The sequence below is a fragment of the Advenella mimigardefordensis DPN7 genome (assembly GCF_000521505.1).
In the GTDB taxonomy this organism is placed as follows: Bacteria; Pseudomonadota; Gammaproteobacteria; order Burkholderiales; family Burkholderiaceae_B; genus Advenella; species Advenella mimigardefordensis.
In genome coordinates, this window is sequence record NZ_CP003915.1 from 3,117,081 (window position 1) to 3,136,549 (window position 19,469).

Genomic DNA, 19,469 nt, shown 5'->3' on the forward strand with positions numbered 1-19,469 from the left:
ATATCGCGCCCGACGAAGCAACACGGCCAGACGGACATCAGACGTACCCGTCTGGCATCTACCAGCAACGGGCAGGCGATCAGCCATAAGCCCCTGGCCAAAACACTGTCCTGAGAGACAGTACCAATAGGAGAGACAGATGAACTATACCCCTGCAATCAAACTGGCCACAGGCGTGCTGTTTGCCGGTTCCGGCATAGCCCATGCCGCCGGCATTTCCGATGATGTCATCCGTATCGGTTTCCTGACCGATATCTCGGGCGTCTATGCCGACTATGACGGCCAGGGCGGTGTGCAGGCGATTCGCATGGCAATCGAGGACGCTGGTGGCAGTATCGATGGCAAAAAAATTGAACTGCTTTATGCCGATCATCAGAACAAGGCCGATGTGGCTGCAGCCAAGTCCCGCGAATGGGTAGACGTAAACAAAGTGGATATCCTGATTGGCGGGACCAATTCTGCGGTCAGTCTGGCGATGGCCAATGTTGCCACGGAAAAGAAAAAGGTGTTTATCTCTACCGGCGGCGGCACCTCCGCGCTGACCGGCAAACAATGCTCTCCCTATATTATTCACTACACGTATTCGACCGATGCACTGGCCAATGGCACGGGTAAATCCGTGGTTAAAAATGGCGGCAAGGACTGGTTCTTCATTACGACCGACTATGCCTTTGGCCATGCCCTGGAAGCGGCCACATCCAAAGTGGTGAAAGAAGCCAACGGCAGCATCAAGGGCTCGGTCAAAGTGCCGCTTGGCGCTTCCGACTTTTCTTCATATATATTGCAAGCGCAATCTTCCGGTGCAAAAATTCTGGGGATGGCCAATGCCGGTGGCGATTTTGTGAACGCTGCCAAATCGGCCAATGAATTCGGTTTGAATACCCAGATGAATCTGGTGGGCCTCACGGTGCTGATTCCGGACATTCACTCCCTGGGCTTGCAGGTCACCCAGGGGATGTATCTGACCACGCCGTTCTACTGGGATCTGGATGATGATACCCGCAAGTGGAGCGCTGCATACCAAAAGGTCGCCAATCGCATTCCCACCTATATTCAGGCCGGTACGTATTCGGCCGTCAGAAATTATCTTGCCGGGGTTGCTGCATTGAAGACCGACGATCCCGATGCGATCATGAAGTGGTTCAAGACGGAACGCATCAAAGACTTTTTCGCTAAAGACGCCATCGTGCGTGCTGATGGCCGACTCACCAATCCAATGTACCTGATGCAGGTAAAAAAACCGGACGAATCCAAAGCGCCATGGGATTATTATCGGAAAGTGGAAACGCTTTCACCCGATGATCTTTACGGCAAGCCCGAGAACTCGGACTGCAAACTGGTGCAACAAACTGCAGGAGCAAAATCATGAGCACACCTAAAGTCATTATTACCATCGCCCCTACCGGCGGCATGGCCTTTAAAAGCCAGAACCCGAACCTGCCCACGCAACCGCAGGAGATTGCCGACGACGTTTACGACTGCTATAACGCAGGTGCAAGCATTGTCGCACTGCACGCACGCAATACCGATGATAGCGCCACCTGCAATCCCGATATTTATTACGATATGAATACGCGGATTCGCGCCAAATGCGACATTATCCTGAATAACTCAACGGGCGGTGGCGTACACGGCGAGATGATCGGCCAGAACGAAAACGGCATGTGGGAACTGCTTTGGGAAGAACGCATCAAGGGCATGGAGGCCGGCGCCGAAATGTGTACGCTGGACGCCACCACCATTATCGCCAGCTTCGACAACAAGGAAATACTGATGAACACCGCGCCCTCGCGCTGCCGCTTCCTGGCTGACGAAATGAAAAAACGCGGCATCAAGCCCGAATGGGAAGTGTTCAGCCCCACGCATATTTTGCAGGATACGGCAACCTTGCTGGCCATGGGCGTGGATGAAGAGCCGGCCTATGTCAATCTGGTTATGGGTGTACATCGAGGCTTTCAGAACGCCATGCCCTACTCGCCAAAGAATCTGCAATTCATGGTGGAGTGCCTGCCGCCCGGCACCATCTTCGGCGCCAGCGGCATCGGTCCGGCACAGCTGCCCTGCGCCATCAATTCTTTGCTCTTGGGTGGACACGTAAGGGTGGGGCTGGAAGACAATCTTTATTATTCGCATGGCCGCCTGGCCAGCAATATCGAATTGACCGAGAGGATTGTCCGGCTCGTGCGTGAAATGGGCTATGAACCGGCTACGCCGAAAGAAGCCCGGCAGATACTTAATCTGCCTCGGCCCGGCGCGCCGGTTAAACCGGCATTCGCGCTATAAGCACATTCGCGCGTTAAGCAAAAAAGTGATAAGCGCTGGCACTTGCGGCGCGTCTCAGCTCCTTTTCGGTCGACCCGCAACAGACGGGGCCAAGGACTCAGTGGCTGAAGCGCTCAATCGCCAGCAAATACGGTGCAGGATTGACCCGATTCATAAATTCATAGCGGAGCACCCGGTATTGGTCGGGCGACAGTTGCGCGACGAAAGGTTCAAGCGCTTGCTTCTCACGAACACCCGCCTCATGTCCCCAGTAAATCACAATAAGCAACAGGCCGCCGGGAGCAAGCAGCGTCAGCGCCCGTTCAATCGCCGTCAGGGTGCTGGTGGCCTGAGTCGCGCAGGATTTATCGGTACCAGGCAGATAGCCCAGATTAAACACAATGGCACTGACCGCTTCTGATACGTGCTCATGCATGCTCGCATGACTATCGTGAATCAGGGAGACACGCGCCTGCAACTGCTCATCGCTCAGGCGCGCGGCGGTGGCCTTCAGTGCCTCGTTCTGAATATCGAAGGCATACACATGACCGGAGTCACCGACCAGCCGTGCAAGGTGCACGGTGTCATGGCCATTGCCCATCGTCGCATCAATAACGCTTGCGCCTTCCACGACGTGGTCGGCAAGCAGTGTATGAACAAAACTGACCGTTCTGGGTAAAGGCATGGATGTTTCCTGGAATCCTGCACTATACCGCTGCAGGCAGCACCGGGTCAGACGGGAGCAGCTCGCGCTGCATCAGCACCGCATCGCTGCCAAACGCAGGATCGGTGCGCCCGGCCGCAGTCGCAATAAAACCCAGTCGCGACCAGTAACCCTGTGCGCCTTCGACCGCAACCAGTATGGCACGTGACAGTCCACACTGCTGCCCCTGCTGCATAAGGTGCCTGACCATTTGGCCGGCAATCCCCCGACCGGCATAGGCGGTCGCAACCGCCACATCATGCAGATACAGTACATCACAATCGTGTTGCGGCGCAAGCGGACGATTCCAGCCTGGTTGCCGATCCGAGCGCCACGGATAACCAAGCGCATAGGCGCACAGGGTATCACCTTCCGTGGCGGCCAGTGAGCTCCACCCGGCAGGAACAGCGCTGATTTTGCTTGCCAGCACCTCGGCACTTTCCAGTAATGCCGGCGGATAGATGCTGGCCTGCAATGCCATCATCTGCGGCAAATCGTCGATACGCAACGCCCGCAAGCCGATAGGAAGCGCGCGGGTCTGGCTCAGATTTTCAATAGACATCATGATTCATTAAACATCATTTTGCAGGCATCACTCGGGTCTTCTTACACGTTTGCTATTGCCGGCTTTTACCTCGTACCTCATGCATCGTATCTGATACCTCGTACCTCATGCCTCATGCCTCAAGCCTCAAGCCTCAAGCCTCAAGCCCGCAACAATACGCTATTTTTTATCCAGACTTTTCAGAATATCGATCAGATGGCTGTCGCGATAGCGCAGCAGCGATTCGAACGATTGGTTTTCCCGTACCTGTTGCGTGCCCTGCACCATCTTTGCCTGAAGCTCAGGGGTCATACGTGGATTGCCCAAGTCATCCATCCAGGTTTCGATCGCCGGCTGCAAATGGTCGATCAGATGCGCCAGCCCTGCCCTGCCGCCAGCCAGATCAAACACCATTTGCGGACCAAAGATCGCCCAGCGCAGGCCCGGGCCTTTGCTCATGGCCGCGTCAATATCCTGCACACTGGCCACATTTTCATTGACCAGATGCATGACTTCCCGCCAGACCGCAGCCTGCAGGCGGTTGGCAATATGACCGGTAATTTCCTTGTTCAGGCGGATCGGATGCTTGCCAATCGCACGGTAAAAATCGATCGCACGTTCAATCGTCTCTTCGGAGGTCTGTTCGCCCCCGACCACTTCCACCAGCGGAATCACATGTGGGGGGTTAAATGGATGGCCCAGCACACAGCGTTGCGGATAGCGGCATTGTGATTGCATGCGGCTCACCAGCAAACCCGAGGAACTGGACGAAATAATCACATCTTCCGGCAGTAGCGCGTCCATTTTTGCGAACAGCGATATTTTGAAGTCTTCGCGCTCAGGCGCATTTTCCTGCACAAAATCCACGTTTTCCAGGGCTTTCTGCAAATCCGGCTCAAAACGCAGATTGCCCAGGAAGGTCTCGTCCTGTACCTTACCCAGTTCACGCAGGGTTTCCCAGGCCGAATCGATCAGCGCGCGGGTATTGGCTTCGGCGTCCGGTGCCGGATCCGAGACAACCACATGATAACCATGAGCAAGAAAAAGGGCAGCCCAGCTGCTGCCTATGGTTCCGGCGCCGATAATGGCAATGTTTTGAATGTGACGACTTTGCATGACTAAGGATGTTATTTGCTTCGTATGTCAATGATAATAAAAGTGGCGGGCGTCTGCTGCGTCTGCATGCGCGTCCACCACGTCAATGGCGCCAGCCACCCATGCCCGATAGGCAATCGCTCTGACACCAGCAATGGGTTTACCGCAGGTAACGGTACCAAACGCTACCAGCTGCGTACGCGTCCGGTGTCCATGTGCACGAATCCGTCTTTCGGATAATAGCCAACCCCGCCCAGTGCCAGTTCCTTAGCCGCATCGCGCAGTTCATCCAGCGGCACGCCCTTGAGCCGCAGATCCATGGCCTGCCCCACCATATGCAGACTGCGCTTGGCGACACCACCGCCACGCGTTTTGCGCAAACGCTCATTGGTATGCGGGTCGCGGTAGCCCGAAATCACTTCGATAGCGACATTGGTATTGAGCGACGCCCTGACTTTGTTGACCAGATCAAACAAGTTAGGATCCATCTGCCCGACCGCCCCGGAATAATGATCCCGCAGGAAATGATTCAGCCGCTGCATGGCGGCTGGAATGTAGGCTTCACCATTGGCATAAGCCAGGGTGATTTTCTCATTGGTGTGCAGATTGTCCAGAGAGATCTGGCGAAACCCGCTGCCAGCGATATTGGCGCGGGCGGTATGGGTGCCGATGGTAAACATGGCACCGGCGACGAACAGAGAGGAAGAGGTTCTTAAAAACTGGCGGCGATGTAACTGAGGTTGAGGTGGGGTAAACGTCATACCGTTCTGGCTCCTGAAGATATTACGAGGCAGGTGGAATGTTACGTGAGGCGGCCACTTTCTTTATGGCATTATCCAGAATCTTGTCCTGTCCGTAGATGTCGGGAAAAAAGTAGATTTTGTTGTTTTTAACAACCACTGTACTATAACCCAATACGACAGGAACCGGCTCCAATACATTGATTGTTTTGGATTTTTTTGCCGTCATGGCCTGCTCGATCGCACTTGCCGTCCACTCTGGTTGTTTTTCCAACACAAATTGCGCCAGTCGTACCGGCTCTTCCACCCTGATACAACCATGGCTCAGATCGCGCCGCGTGCGATTAAACAACTGCGTGCTGGGGGTGTGATGCAGGTAGATAGCATCGTTGTTGGGGAAAATGAACTTGATATCGCCCAGTGAATTTTTGGGTCCGGGACGCTGCCGGATGCGAGCCTGACCATTCAATACGGCGTTCAGGTTGGCTTCACTCACGGTTTGCGATACACCACCCGACTGGCTAACAAATTCAAACCCCTGGCTTTGCATATACGAAGGATTGCTGCGCAAGCGCGGAATAAGCTCCTTGCGGGAAATCGAAATGGGCACGTTCCAGTACGGACTGAACTCAATCTTGCTGACTGCGCCGTCGAACAGCGGCGTGCTGGTGTTAAAGGATTTGCCGACAATCACTTTCATCTCGATGAGATTTTCCACCTTCTGATTGCGGATGTGATAGGCGCGCAATACGAACTCCGGCACATTGACCACAATACGGCGCTCGCCTTCTATAAGCGGTGTCCAGCGCAGCCGTTCCATACTGATCTGGATCTGACGGATGCGGTCAATCGGCCGGGTATTCAGCTGATCCAGCGTGCCCTTGCCGATGACACCGTCAGGGTCCAGTCCGTGACGTTGCTGAAAGCTTTTCACGCCTGCCATGACTGTTGCGTCGTAAACGGGCCGTGCCGGTGTCCCTTGCGGCAAGTCGCCCAGCAGAATCAGACGCTCAATCAATGCAGGCATGCCCGGATAAGACTGCCCTTCGGTCAGCTTGCCGCCGGGAACCGCAGGCAGTGCCTGGTTCATGCTCGGATTCTTCTGTAATTGACGAAAGACAACCAGCGCCTGCATCAGCGAGTTGTACATGGGAATACTGTCGGTCAGCGCTCTGACCGATGCCTTCAGATTACCGTTGCGAATCGCCGTCGCCAGAAACAGATCAGCATCCGTATCAGAAAAGAGTGGCTTGGAATAGCGGTTTTTGATCAGAGACGGAGAAATACGACCATTTTTCAGATATTTGACATAAGTGCGCATCTGCATAGTCAGGTCGCGATCAAACTGTGCCATTTCTTCTGCAGACGCAGCATAGCTGACCCGCTCCCATTGCGACTGTAATTGTGCGGTATGAAACCAGCGCGGGTCCAGACCATGTGTGTCTGCGGTTGCCAGCAGTTCCAGGGCGTCTTTGGCCTGCTCCACCGGCCGGCCGTCTTCAATCCAGCTGACGTCGGGCACATCGAAGGTGGCGTTGGCAAAGTCCGGCGGCAGGGCGATCCCACTGTCCGGAACGATAAACGGCGCTGGCGCATCGTTTTGTGGTGCCTGTGCATGCGCAGTGGTAGCAAGCAGGAGTGAAAGTGAGACCGCAGACAGCATAGTCGAAAACGTCATAAATTTTTTTCACCTGTTGTTATGGGATGGCCGACTGGCGCGCCACCGTCCCCGGTACCTGTACCGCAGTGAGAATGGAAGCGCCCGACAGTGCAGTGGCGGGCATGGCAAAATTACAGATTCGCCTTGAAAAATTCCACTGTGCGGGTTCGTGCCAGTTCGCTGGCAACCGGATCGTAAGAGCCGCGCTGATCACATCCAAAACCGTGGTCGGCATCATAAACGCAAACATCGACATTGGGCTGGGCGTTACGGATTGCTTCAACGTCCGCTGGTGGGATGGATTTGTCTTTTTCTCCGAAGTGCATTTGTACCGGGCACCGGGCCTTCTCATCGCGCAACTCGGCAATCCCTGCGCCGTACCAGCAGGAGGCGGCTGAAAATGCACCACTGCGGCAGGCGGCAAGCCATGTCAGGGTACCCCCCCAGCAAAAGCCCACGACGCCGATTTTTTTCTGTGATGACAGGGCCGCTGCAGCCGCCTCAATATCCTTGAGCGCCTCTTCGTAGCTTACTTTGGCTTTGAAATCCTTGCCACGCTCAATGTCCGGGCCGGTGTAACCCATTTCGACACCTGGCTCGATCCGGTCAAACAGCGCTGGCGCAATCACACGATAGCCTTTTGATGCATAGAAATCGCACACGTCGCGGATGTGGCTATTGACGCCAAAGATTTCCTGCAACACCACAATGCCCCTTTCCGCATCCTCGGCGCCGGCTGTGTATGCCTGCAATGTATGCCCGTCTGCTGCTGTCAGTGTAATGGTCATGCGTGCACTCCTTCTGGAATCAGATTTTCACAAATACGTTTCAATGGTCATTGTACCTGCTGCACCGGCATCCTGCCCTGTACCAGCAGTCGGTTATTTCCTATGATGTCACATAAGTGTTCCGAAAGCATCACAATACGTTTCAGCCGTTTCAGTTCTTCATGATAGTAAATCCAGAAGCTGCGTGTGATGCCGATCCGTTCCTGCAGCACCGGAATAAGCTGCGGATTCCGACCCGCAAGAAAACAGGGCAGAATCGCCAGCCCATGGCCTTGCAGACAACTGTAATATTGCGCGATGACACTTGTGCTTTTTATGACAGGCTTGGTAAACGGCAGGATATCCTCAAGATATCGCAACTGGTCACTGAACAGCAATTCATCCACATAACTGATAAAACGATGCTGATGCAGATCCGCTTCGCTATTGACCTGGCCGTAGCGGTCAAAACAGGCCTGGGTGCCATACAGCAGCAGCGTATAGTCGGTGAGCTTTCTTGTCACGTAAGGGCCGCGCGCCGGACGTTCTATGGTGATGGCAATATCCGCCTCGCGACGGGTCAGGCTGACAAAGCGGGGAACCGGCAGCACATCGATGGTCATGTCGGGAAACCGGCTCTGGAACTGCGCGCACAGGGGCGCGATAATGCACGAACCGAAGGCTTCGGTGGCCGCCACCCGCACATGCCCGGCCGGACTCTGACCCACCCCCTGAATCTGTTCCTGCGCATTATAAAGGTGCGATTCCATTTGCTCTGCATGCGCCAGCAGTTGCTGGCCTGACCGCGTCAGGGTAAATCCTGAGCTACGCGATTTATCGAAAAGCGGCTGCCCCAGATCCGCTTCCAGATGGCGGATGCGCCGGGTAACAGTTGTATGCTCCACCCCCAGCCTTGCGGCGGCAGCACTGGCTCTATGTGTTCTGGCCACTTCCAGAAAATAGCGGATATCGTCCCAGTCAGGCATGATTTTTTGAGTAATAATGGTGTATTCGTTATGCAAAAATGAACATTAAATGTGCAAATATTCTATTGCAAATTTGATTTATACACATCAAACTGGATACGTTTTGCAAACAAAACGATAAAACTATTAAAAAATTCAGGAGACTCCAATGTTGATCAGGAAAACAGTACTGGCAGCAGCGTCATGCATGGCGCTGAATGCCTGGGCCGCCGATGCGCCCGAAGTAAAAGTGGGTGTACTGACCGATATGTCGGGCACCTACGCCTCCATGGGCGGCGCCGGTTCGGTGGCAGCGGCGCAGCTCGCCATCGATGAATGTCTTAAGGGCCCGTGCAAGGGCATGAAAATTGAGCTGGTGTCTGCCGACAACCAGAACAAGGCCGACGTAGGCGCCGCAAAAGCCCGGGAATGGTTCGATCGCCAGGGCGTGACGGCGATTGCCGATCTGACCAATTCAGCAGTGGCACTGGCGGTGCAGAATGTGGCCAAAGAAAAAAATCGCATCGCACTGTTTTCGGGACCAGCTACTACCGCCCTTACCAATAAGTCCTGCTCGCCGGTGGGCTTTCACTGGATGTTCGATACCTATTCCCAATCGGTGGGCGGCGCCAAGGCCACCGTTCAGGCTGGCGGCAAATCCTGGTTCTTCCTGACCGTGGATTACGCCTTTGGCCATTCACTTGAAGCCGATACCGCAAAAATGGTCAAGAAGCTGGGCGGCACGGTGGTAGGCCAGGTACGCCATCCATTGAACAACAGCGACTATGCCTCATTCCTGCTGCAGGCGCAAAGCAGCGGCGCGCAGGTGGTCGCATTGGCCAACGGTGGCCAGGATACGGTCAACGCCGTGAAACAGGCCAAGGAGTTTGGCGTCAGTGGCGGCAGCCAGCGTCTGGTGGCGCTGCTGATCTTCCTGTCGGACTTGCGTGCGCTGGGCAACGACAACGCCCAGGGCCTGACCTACGTGGACGGTTTCTATTGGGACTTTGACGATGGCACCCGCCAGTGGTCAGACCGCTTTGCCAAAGCCTACAAGGGCCTCAAACCCACCATGACGCAGGCCGGCGTGTACTCCAGCGTACTGCATTACCTTAAAGCCGTAGCGGCGGCCGGCACCACCGACGGCGACAAAGTGGCCGAACAAATGCGCAAGCTGCCGATTGAAGATCCGATTATGCATAACGCCTCTATTCGCGCCGATGGACGCGTCATTCACGATATGTACCTGTATGAAGTCAAAAAGCCGGATGAAAAGAAAGGCGAATGGGATTATTCGAAACTGATCGCCACCATTCCGGCTGCTGACGCGTTTAGCCCCCTGTCCGAATCTACCTGCCCTCTTGTAAAAAACTAAAGGATTGATGTGATGAGTGCCATACCTAATGTTCCGCTGTTGATCAACGGAAAAAAAGTCCAGTCTTCTGCCAAAGAGTGGCTGGATGTCCTTAACCCGGCCAATCAGGAAGTGGTCGCCCGCGTACCGCTGGCGCCCATCTCGGAAGTGGACGAGGCCGTCGCCAGTGCCAAGGCGGCCTTTCAGACCTGGCGCAACACCAGCCAGGGCAACCGCATGCGTGTCATGCTCAAACTGCAGCAACTGGTGCGCGACAACGCAGGAAAACTGGCCGAGCTGATTACGCTGGAACATGGCAAAACGCTGCCGGATGCTGAAGGCGAAGTGGGCCGTGGTCTGGAAGTGATTGAACATGCCTGCGCCATCGTCAGCCTGCAACTGGGAGAATATGCCGAAAACGCCGGCACCGGTATCGACGTCTATACCTTGATTCAGCCACTGGGCGTGTGCGCCGGGATTACGGCGTTCAACTTCCCGGTCATGCTGCCCTGCTTCATGTTCCCGATTGCCGTGGCTTGCGGCAACACATTCGTGCTTAAACCGTCAGAGCAGGATCCCAGCGCGTCGCTGTATCTGGCCGAACTTGCGCACGAAGCGGGTCTGCCACCCGGCGTGCTGAATGTCGTGCATGGTGGTCCCGACGTCGCCAACCGCCTGTGCGAACATCCGGATATCAAAGCAGTGTCGTTTATCGGCTCCACACATGTGGGCACACAGATTTATCAACGCGCATCCAATGCGGGCAAACGCTGTCAGGCCATGATGGGCGCCAAGAACCATTGCGTCATCCTGCCCGATGCCGATAAGGACGTTGCCCTTAATCAACTGGTTGGCGCCGCTTTCGGTGCTGCAGGTCAGCGCTGCATGGCTACGTCGGTGGCTGTCATGGTGGGTCAGGCCAAAGACTGGATTGACGAATTCGTAGAAAAATCCAAAGGGCTTAAAGTGAATGCCGGCAGTGATCGCCAGGCCGATCTGGGGCCACTGGTCTCCCCCCGCGCCAAGCAGCGCGTTGCGCAACTGATCCAGAGTGGTGTAGACGAAAAAGCCAGCCTGCTGCTGGATGGCCGGGATGTCGTGGTCGCCGACTACAAGGACGGCAACTTTATCGGTCCGACCATTTTTTCCGATGTGAAAGAGGATATGGCGATTTATCGCGAAGAAATTTTCGGCCCGGTGCTGTGCATTGTGTGCGTCGATACACTGGAAGAAGCGGTGGAGTTTGTCAATCGCAATCCGAATGGCAATGGCGTGGCCGTTTTCACACAAAGCGGTGGCAATGCGCGTTATTTCCAGAACAATATCGATGTGGGCCAGATCGGCATCAATATCCCGATTCCGGTTCCGGTCGCATGGTTCAGCTTCACCGGCTCGCGCGGCTCCAAACTGGGTGACCTGGGACCTAACGGTAAACAGGCCGTGATGTTCTGGACCCAGACCAAATCGATTACCGCGCGCTGGGCGTCGCACGATACGGGCGTTAACACCACGATCGCGCAAAAATAACCCTTATCCACGCAATTGCACTTGTGTTAACCCGGCGGCTCTTTGGCTTGCCGGGTTTTTTATTGGGCGGCGCCAGAACATTTGCATTCCCAGGGCATTTTCGTCATTCGTATCAGTCCGACACATTTTATCATTTGCGGCATTTCATATTCATGCCACAATATGGTCATAAACTGTTCATCTGATCCATTGAGAGAAAGCCATTTATGACTAAAAATATTGACTTGATCTATTTCAATGCGGGTGGTGGTCATCGGGCATCCGCCCGCGCCCTTGAGGCCGTGCTTAAAAACACCCATCCTCACTGGAACGTCAGGCTCGTTAACCTGTTTGAAGTACTCGACTCGCGGCAGGTGTATAAACGGGTGACCGGCGTTGCTCCCGAAGAGTTTTATAACAAGCAACTGGCCAAAGGCTGGACTATGGCCATGACGCCGGAACTGCGCATCCTGCAGGCATTTATCCGGCTAACCCATCAGGTGATGGTAAAACGGCTGCAGGAACACTGGATTGAAACCGAGCCCGACATGGTGGTGTCGCTGGTTCCCAATTTCAACCGGGCCATGTACGAAAGCCTGGTTTCATCGCTGCCAGGCGTCCCCTATGTCACTATTCTGACCGATCTGGCCGACAATGCACCTCATTTCTGGATCGAGCCAAACCAGCAGCAGCATTTCATTTGTGGTACCGACAAGGCGCAGGAACAGGCACGGGCTGCCGGCCATCCCGATTCCCATATTCATACCAGCTCAGGTATGCTGCTGCACCCCGATTTTTACAAAAAGCCCGAGATTGATCGCCGAGAGCAATTGATCGCTAACGGTTTTGATCCGGACAAACCGGTAGGATTGGTGATGTTCGGCGGCCATGGCTCAAAAACCATGGTCAAGATCGCCAAACAGCTCTCGGATGTGCAGATGATCTATATTTGTGGTCACAATGCAGCGCTGGCCAAGAAAATCGGCAAGATGCAAACCCGTGCACATAAGCTGGTAGAAGGGTTTACCACACAAATGCCGGTGTTCATGGAAATGGCCGATTTCTTTATCGGCAAGCCCGGTCCCGGCAGTATCAGTGAGGCCATCCGCAAGGATATGCCGGTCATTATCGTCAGCAACAAATGGACCATGATTCAGGAGCGCTATAACGGCGACTGGGTCACCGAGAACGGCCTGGGCATTGTGCTGCCCAGCTTTGCCAAAGTGAATCAGGCCGTGCACCACTTGCTGGACAATCTTGATAGCTATCGGGAACGGGTCAAAGCGCAGGACAACCAGGCCGTTTTCGAGGTGCCGAACATTCTTGAGGGTATTCTGACACAAAGCGAGATCACCGAGCAGTCGGCCCTGCCTTCAACCAGCATCGCCAACTGAATCTGAACGGGGCCACTTCAAAAGGCCCCTTTTTTTACGCTCCCTGCCTGCGTATTGCCGGTCAGTGGCCGCACATGAGCAGTGAGGGTCGCTACTGATCCACGGCCGCTGATTCATGGCTGCCAAAGCTTGCCGAAGCGTGCCCAACAATGTATGGCCACTCCGTCCGGCACGCGCCTTAGCCTTAATGGCCGCTGATCGGGATATCTACATTAAACTGCAATAGGCCGTTATCGCTGTGCACGGCACGCTGTGCTTTCACCTTGAACAGGAGCGACTCCAGCTTGTAGCTTTGCTCCACGCCAAAGCGCTGTTCGGCAGTCCCGTTAAATACCCGGCTGTTTTCAAACGTGCCTGATACCTGCGACTGCGTATCCAGCGGATAGGTCAGTTTCAGCTGATTGCGAATGGCGCGATCCGACAGCGGATCCTGCGACAGTCTGGACAAATCCATATGATGCGCGCTGGTCAGCTCATTGGAAAACTGCAAGGTCGCCAGGTCAAATACCTTGGCCCGATAGGCAAACATTGAACGCCAGTTTGAGTTGTCTTCATACTTACCCGCATTCACCGTCAGCCGCAAATCACCTATGTCATCAAGCGCGTAGCTGGCGCCGAGCCCGACGTTCCTGAGCGAGCGCGCCAATTGCACTTGCGAGTCTATCGAAGTCGAATCACTCAATCCATAACGCACCGCGGTATTGGCGGCCCCACTGCCGAAATGAAAGCTGGCATTGTCGCTGGAGGCCGCTGAATAATCCATTGCGCCGGCCGCTGTCGAATATGCCAACTGGTGACTATCAATAAACCAGCTATCCTGCGTACCATCCGGCTGTCGGCTTAACTGCATGCCACCGATCCTAAAGCTACTCTGTCCAATTGGATTCGCTACCTGATTGGATCCCAGGGAAATCTGATTTTTATCCTCGGTCGTCAGGCTCCAGGTGCGTGCACCGGTAGAAAATTGCTGTACAGGCTTTAATGTGATTCGGGACGAGCGTCTGCGCAGCGCGGCAGCGTTCGGGCCATCCATGAACGGACCGATCCCGGATTCATACTGATACGCTTCCCAATTGTCCACGCCGCGCAACGCGTCGGCTGTGACCAGTTGCTCAAGCGGCACCGCTTCGCCCGACGCCGGTACATCAATCGGTTCATCCACCGGAAGCAGAATAATTTTGGTTTTTTCCGGGTCGAACGACCAGGCAGGCGGTGCCGTAGCGGGTACCTCAGGCACATTGTTTGAGCCAACAGCCTGCACGCTGCGCGGCGCATCGTCGCCCATTGCATACGTAATGGTTTGGGCAGACGCCGAGCCGGCAGGAAAAATCAGAAACGAAATAAAACTGGCAAAAAAAATCTGAAATTTCAAACTTGTCTGAATCCTCGTTGTTTATACATACACCATGAAGTGCAGTAATGACACTGGGACAGCACTCATTTTAAAACCGGCCGCGCAAGCTGATCAAGGCATTTTTGTATACAGAAAGATCCACGCCAACACCGACGAAACTGAATCCCTGCCTGATATAAACGGCTGCCTCGTCGGGTACCACGGCAAGAATACCGGTCGCTTTGCCGGCTGCCGCAACCACTTTATGAACATGGGCAATGGCCTCTTGTACTTCGGGATGCTGCGGTTGTCCGAGATAGCCATAGGCAGCAGACAAATCGGACGGGCCGATGAAAATGGCGTCCACCCCATCCACGGCAACAATGTCTTCAACTGCCTCTACGCCCGCACGGCTTTCAATTTGCAGAATCACGCCGATATGGTCATTAACCTGTTTGAAGTAATCGGCTTCGGTCCCGTAGCTGCTGGCCCGGGTCATACCGGCAACGCCACGTACCCCTGCCGGCGGATAACGTGTCGCCGCCACCGCATACTCAGCCTCTTCACCAGACTCAATGAACGGAATCAGCAAATTGTAAAAGCCAATATCCAGATACTGTTTGATCAGGGTCTGATCATTGACCGGCGGCCGGCCGATAGCCGCGCTGCTGCTGGAGTTGATGGCCTGCAACTGAGCCGTGAGCGTAGGAATGTCGTTAGGCGCGTGCTCGCCATCGAGCAATAACCAGTCGTAGCCACACACGCCTGCCACTTCGGCAAGCATGGGACTCGCGGTGCTTAGCCACGTACCAATGACGGTTTCACGCGCCAGCAATTTCTGGCGAAAGGTATTGGGTATCTGTTGTTTCATATTAAAACGTATCGACTCGGTTGACTGAATGATGATATTTGGATTTAACCTTGAATGTTTACTGCCCGGCTGCCGCCGGCGACCGGGCCTGCACCGGGATCAGATACCGCCCATCAGCATATACTTGATGACCAGATAATCGTCGATGCCATAATGCGAACCTTCGCGACCCAGGCCGGATTGTTTCACACCGCCAAATGGCGCTACTTCAGTCGAAATCAGACCGGTATTGATGCCGACAATGCCGTATTCCAGTTGCTCGGCAACCCGCCAGACCCGTCCCAGGTCGCGCGCGTAAAAATAGGCAGCCAGACCGAACTCGGTGTCATTTGCCATCCGGACAACTTCTTCATCTGTATCGAATTTGAAGACCGGCGCCAGCGGACCGAAGGTTTCTTCACGGGCGAACGCCATCTCCTGAGTTGCATCAGCAATAACTGTCGGCTCAAAAAACAGCCCGCCCAGCTTACTGCGTTTGCCGCCCGTCAATACCTTTGCCTTGTGATCCAGGGCGTCGCTGATGTGACTTTCCACTTTTTCCACCGCTTTCTCATCGATCAGCGGACCCACCTGTACCTTTTTATCGGTGCCATCGCCTACCACGAGCGCTTCAACGGCAGCGACCAGTTTCTTCACAAATTCCTTATACACGCCTTTCTGTACATAAATACGGTTGGCGCATACGCAGGTCTGACCTGCATTCCGGTATTTGGAAATAATGGCGCCCTGCACTGCCGCATCGATATCGGCATCGTCAAAAACGATGAATGGCGCATTGCCGCCCAACTCCATGGACACCTTTTTGATGGTGCTGGCCGACTGCTCCATCAGGATACGCCCCACTTCGGTAGAACCGGTGAAACTGACCTTGCGCACCAGCGGATTGCTGCACAGTTCCTTGCCGATTTCAGATGAATTACCCGTAACCAGTGACATAACCCCTGGCGGGAATCCTGCCTGTTCGGCCAGTTCAATCAGCGCGAGCGCGGTTAGCGGAGTTTGCGATGCCGGCTTGATCACAACGGTGCAACCCGCAGCCAGTGCAGGTGCTACCTTACGGGTAATCATCGCAGCCGGGAAATTCCACGGAGTAATGGCGGCGCATACCCCTATCGGTTCCTTGGTCACCACAATACGCTGAGAGGTCTGTGGCGCAGGAATCGTATCGCCATAGACGCGCTTGGCTTCTTCGGCAAACCATTCAACAAATGAGGCGGCGTAAGCAACTTCACCTTTGGCTTCGGCCAGCGGTTTGCCCTGCTCGGAAGTCATAATGAGAGCCAGGTCATCTGCATTGTCATTGATCAGCGTAAACCATTTGCGCAGGATGGCCGCGCGTTCTTTGGCAGTCAGCCCTTTCCATGCCGGCCAGGCCTTATTGGCTCCCTTAATGGCATCGGCGGTTTCCTTTTTACCCAGCCTGGGCACAGTGCCGACGCGCTTGCCGGTTGCCGGATTGGTCACCTCGATGACCTCCTTGCTACCGATCCATTTACCATTGATATAACATTTGTCTTTAAGCAGACTGGTATTTTTAAGCTTCATGGATGGACTCCTGATCCTGTAATTGAACGACGCTGGTTTGGAATATTCAAAGAGTACCATATCCCCCGGGCCGATCTCACACCGATGCATCATCCTGCTATGGGAACCACAGCGACGGTCTGGAATAAGGCTTTTACCGACCAGGATGGGCCACTTGATAATTTACCTCAGGTAAAAAATATACTGATTGAATACGGAATATTACCTCCATAATAAGAAAGTATAATAAGTCCACTATTCTTACCTCTGTCTTAAATGATTGACACTCATGCTTATCTCCCTGCTTGTGATTGCAGCCTGCTATTTTGTCGGTGAAGCCGTCAGCCATGTGTTGCCCCTGCCACTGCCCGGCCCTATCGTTGGATTGTTCCTGCTGTTGCTGGTATTCAAGTTGCGGCCTGCGCTGCTTTCGCTGATGGCCCGTCATATACCTACGCTGCTGTCGCATCTGGCGCTGCTGTTTTTACCCGCTACCGTGGGCAGCATGGTGAGCTACAAACTGCTGGATGGTTACTGGCCTGCCGTTATCACAGCTGTGATTGTGAGTACGGCTCTTTCGCTGCTGGCAGGTGTGCTTGTCTTCCGCTATGCAGACAAACAGCATTGAGGCCTGGCTGCAAACCGATACCCTTCTTCATACCGGAGTTCCCATGTTTGCCATTTTGACGGGTTTGCTGCTGACCATCCTGGCTTATTGCCTGGCTTCCTGGCTGTTTGCTCGCAGCGGTTACTTCCCCTTGCTCAATCCCGTGCTGGTTGCCACCACACTGATCATTGTGATTCTGCAGCTTCTGCATATCGATTACAGCCGCTATCTGCAAGGCGCTCATTATCTTTCACTGTTGCTGGGGCCGGCCACGGTTGCGCTGGCCGTACCGATCACCATGCACAGCAGGACCATCAGGAAAAAACTGCGTCCCATTCTGCTGGCGCTGGTCGTCTCCTCGCTGGTCGCCGTCGTTTCATCCGTCGGGGTCGCCTGGCTGATGGGGGCCGATCGTAATATTCTGATCGGCCTGTCAGTCAAAGCCGCCACCATGCCTATTGCACTGGAACTGGCGCGTTCGCTTGACGGGGTCATCCCGCTCACGGCCGCGTTCGTCTTTTTTACCGGCATTCTGGGGGCCACCATCGGCCCGTTCATTTTCAAGTGGATGAACATACAGCGTGACGACGTGCGTGGTCTCGCTATGGGTGTGACCTCTCACGTGATCGGCACGGCTGCCGAATTCAAGCACAGCCAGGAAGCCGGTTCATACGCCAGCCTGGGCATGAGCCTGAACGGTATTTTTACCGCCATCGTGATACCGGTACTGTATTTTCTGTTCTTTTGAATCGAAGGCATGCGACCGGAATCCAGCCGGTGATCGCGCGATGCGGTGTCGGGCAGCACCGATGCAGGAAAGCCAGATGGTCGCCGCCCTTTCCGCGCGTACCCGCTCTCTGGACTCCACGCAGTTCAGCGAATCAAAGCGCAATCAAATGGGGCACGGACGCGCCCAGCAAGGCCAGTCCCGCCATGGTCAGCAGCACGAGCACCACCAGACGGAACCGCTGGGGGCTGAATCCGGCGTATACCCGGGTACCAATAAAGGATGGAATCAGAATCGCCGGCAACACCAACAGAAACATGGGCAGCATCGGCCGCGTTACCATCCCCGAGAGAAGATAAGACACCATTGTGAGGGACAGCATGGAGAGATTGAAGTTCTGGATAATCGTTCGCTGCGTATCACGACTGGAATAGCGCAAGGTACACCACAGCGTCGGCAATACTCCGGAAAAACCGCCCAACCCACCCATCACACCACCAGCCAAACCCACAACGGTATTGGCCATACTACCGCCACAGGTGACTTTCGGCAGGCGTTTGGCAAAAATCATTATCGGGCACCAGACAATCAACAGGCATCCCAACGCCGCCTTGAACAGGTTCACATCCAGCATGGGCAGCAACATCACGCCCAGTGGAATCCCGACCACGCCACCCAGCACATACGGCAACAGCAGGCGCCAGTCGAATCCACGTCGCAGGGAAATAGCAGCCACAACCTGTCCCGTTAAACCGCCAAACACCGCCAGCACGACAGCCAGACGAGGATCCAATACCCAGGCCCACAAGGCCATGGAAACCAGACTGAACCCAAACCCCGACAGGCCCTGCACAAACCCGGCTACCATCGCACCCAGCAGCACGTAAAGATAAATCGAGTCCATCAGTACGCCCTGCGCAAGATCGGAGTACTCGCGAAACGCAGGCAACTCACACGGTATTCATGGTTAGCGATCACGACTATCCAGTGAAATCGTGACCGGTCCGTCATTGATCAGTGACACCTGCATATCAGCACCAAATACACCCGTGGGCACAGGCTGGCCAAGACCCGCTGACAACGCCTGCACGAAACGGTCAAAATACGGTTTTGCCAGCTCGGGACGGGCCGCCGCAATATAGGACGGTCGATTGCCCTTGCGCGTATCGGCCATCAAAGTAAACTGACTGACAGCCAGAATCTGCGCGCCCACATCCTGCACCGAGCGGTTCATCACGCCATTCTCATCATTGAAAATACGTAAGGCCAGTGTTTTACGCAGCAGATACTGCATATCCTGTTCCGTATCATCCTGGGCAATGCCAACCAGCAGCAACAGCCCGGCGCCGATCGCGGAAACCTCCCTGCCTTCCACACTTACGCTTGCCTGACGCACGCGCTGAACCAGTACCTTCAT

19 protein-coding genes are annotated in these 19,469 nt (G+C 54.8%); 7 read left to right on the plus strand and 12 right to left on the minus strand.

Annotated features, from left to right (window positions below; genetic code table 11):
• Positions 1-139 precede the first annotated feature (139 nt).
• On the plus strand, positions 140-1,369 hold the full coding sequence (locus MIM_RS14305) for an ABC transporter substrate-binding protein (protein WP_025373444.1): 1,230 nt from the start codon (positions 140-142) through the stop codon (positions 1,367-1,369).
• The gene (locus MIM_RS14310; protein ID WP_025373445.1) at positions 1,366-2,283 is read left to right on the plus strand and encodes a BKACE family enzyme; all 918 of its coding nucleotides are present in this window, start codon (positions 1,366-1,368) and stop codon (positions 2,281-2,283) included. The genes MIM_RS14305 and MIM_RS14310 overlap by 4 nt, the downstream gene beginning before the upstream one ends.
• Positions 2,284-2,380: 97 nt before the next feature.
• Here MIM_RS14310 and MIM_RS14315 read toward each other — a convergent pair whose 3' ends face one another.
• The 7 genes from MIM_RS14315 to MIM_RS14345 all read right to left on the minus strand — a co-directional run bounded on the left by MIM_RS14315 (position 2,381) and on the right by MIM_RS14345 (position 8,757).
• Positions 2,381-2,947 carry a tRNA (mnm(5)s(2)U34)-methyltransferase gene (locus tag MIM_RS14315; protein ID WP_025373446.1) on the minus strand — a complete coding sequence of 189 codons (567 nt, stop codon included), beginning with the start codon at positions 2,945-2,947 and terminating at the stop codon, positions 2,381-2,383.
• Between the two features lie 22 nt (positions 2,948-2,969).
• A complete protein-coding gene (locus tag MIM_RS14320) occupies positions 2,970-3,530 on the minus strand; it encodes a GNAT family N-acetyltransferase (protein WP_084458996.1) in 561 nt (186 codons plus the stop codon).
• Positions 3,531-3,689: 159 nt separating this feature from the next.
• On the minus strand, positions 3,690-4,625 hold the full coding sequence (locus MIM_RS14325; protein ID WP_025373448.1) for a 3-hydroxyacyl-CoA dehydrogenase NAD-binding domain-containing protein: 936 nt from the start codon (positions 4,623-4,625) through the stop codon (positions 3,690-3,692).
• A gap of 164 nt (positions 4,626-4,789) precedes the next feature.
• Positions 4,790-5,365 carry a YcbK family protein gene (locus tag MIM_RS14330; RefSeq protein WP_025373449.1) on the minus strand — a complete coding sequence of 192 codons (576 nt, stop codon included), beginning with the start codon at positions 5,363-5,365 and terminating at the stop codon, positions 4,790-4,792.
• A gap of 22 nt (positions 5,366-5,387) precedes the next feature.
• The gene (locus tag MIM_RS14335; protein ID WP_025373450.1) at positions 5,388-7,022 is read right to left on the minus strand and encodes a L,D-transpeptidase family protein; all 1,635 of its coding nucleotides are present in this window, start codon (positions 7,020-7,022) and stop codon (positions 5,388-5,390) included.
• A 113-nt stretch (positions 7,023-7,135) separates the two neighbouring features.
• Positions 7,136-7,792 (minus strand): dienelactone hydrolase family protein, encoded by a 657-nt coding sequence (locus tag MIM_RS14340; protein WP_025373451.1) that lies wholly within the window; start codon positions 7,790-7,792, stop codon positions 7,136-7,138.
• A gap of 47 nt (positions 7,793-7,839) precedes the next feature.
• Positions 7,840-8,757, minus strand: coding sequence for a LysR family transcriptional regulator (locus MIM_RS14345; RefSeq protein ID WP_025373452.1), 918 nt, complete (start codon positions 8,755-8,757; stop codon positions 7,840-7,842).
• 148 nt (positions 8,758-8,905) lie between these two features.
• Here MIM_RS14345 and MIM_RS14350 point away from each other — a divergent pair, with 148 nt between their 5' ends.
• The 3 genes from MIM_RS14350 to MIM_RS14360 all read left to right on the plus strand — a co-directional run bounded on the left by MIM_RS14350 (position 8,906) and on the right by MIM_RS14360 (position 12,990).
• Positions 8,906-10,111: an ABC transporter substrate-binding protein gene (locus MIM_RS14350; protein WP_025373453.1), complete on the plus strand. Its 1,206-nt coding sequence runs from the start codon at positions 8,906-8,908 to the stop codon at positions 10,109-10,111.
• Positions 10,112-10,123: 12 nt separating this feature from the next.
• A complete protein-coding gene (locus tag MIM_RS14355) occupies positions 10,124-11,617 on the plus strand; it encodes a CoA-acylating methylmalonate-semialdehyde dehydrogenase (RefSeq protein ID WP_025373454.1) in 1,494 nt (497 codons plus the stop codon).
• A gap of 206 nt (positions 11,618-11,823) precedes the next feature.
• Positions 11,824-12,990: a glycosyltransferase gene (locus tag MIM_RS14360; RefSeq protein WP_025373455.1), complete on the plus strand. Its 1,167-nt coding sequence runs from the start codon at positions 11,824-11,826 to the stop codon at positions 12,988-12,990.
• A 184-nt stretch (positions 12,991-13,174) separates the two neighbouring features.
• Here MIM_RS14360 and MIM_RS14365 read toward each other — a convergent pair whose 3' ends face one another.
• From MIM_RS14365 to MIM_RS14375, 3 genes are all read right to left on the minus strand, one after another.
• Positions 13,175-14,362 (minus strand): hypothetical protein, encoded by a 1,188-nt coding sequence (locus MIM_RS14365; protein WP_025373456.1) that lies wholly within the window; start codon positions 14,360-14,362, stop codon positions 13,175-13,177.
• A 70-nt stretch (positions 14,363-14,432) separates the two neighbouring features.
• Complete coding sequence (locus MIM_RS14370; protein WP_025373457.1) at positions 14,433-15,194, minus strand: aldolase/citrate lyase family protein; 762 nt, start codon at positions 15,192-15,194, stop codon at positions 14,433-14,435.
• 99 nt (positions 15,195-15,293) lie between these two features.
• A complete protein-coding gene (locus MIM_RS14375; protein WP_025373458.1) occupies positions 15,294-16,739 on the minus strand; it encodes an NAD-dependent succinate-semialdehyde dehydrogenase in 1,446 nt (481 codons plus the stop codon).
• Between the two features lie 268 nt (positions 16,740-17,007).
• Between MIM_RS14375 and MIM_RS14380 the strand changes: the two genes are divergently transcribed.
• Together MIM_RS14380 and MIM_RS14385 are read left to right on the plus strand one after the other, a co-directional pair.
• Positions 17,008-17,346 carry a CidA/LrgA family protein gene (locus MIM_RS14380; RefSeq protein ID WP_025373459.1) on the plus strand — a complete coding sequence of 113 codons (339 nt, stop codon included), beginning with the start codon at positions 17,008-17,010 and terminating at the stop codon, positions 17,344-17,346.
• A 43-nt stretch (positions 17,347-17,389) separates the two neighbouring features.
• Complete coding sequence (locus tag MIM_RS14385) at positions 17,390-18,073, plus strand: LrgB family protein (protein WP_042071500.1); 684 nt, start codon at positions 17,390-17,392, stop codon at positions 18,071-18,073.
• Positions 18,074-18,206: 133 nt separating this feature from the next.
• Here the strand turns inward: MIM_RS14385 and MIM_RS14390 are convergent, their stop codons facing one another.
• Positions 18,207-18,956: a sulfite exporter TauE/SafE family protein gene (locus tag MIM_RS14390; RefSeq protein WP_025373461.1), complete on the minus strand. Its 750-nt coding sequence runs from the start codon at positions 18,954-18,956 to the stop codon at positions 18,207-18,209.
• 63 nt (positions 18,957-19,019) lie between these two features.
• Positions 19,020-19,469: a D-aminoacyl-tRNA deacylase gene (dtd, locus tag MIM_RS14395; RefSeq protein ID WP_025373462.1), complete on the minus strand. Its 450-nt coding sequence runs from the start codon at positions 19,467-19,469 to the stop codon at positions 19,020-19,022.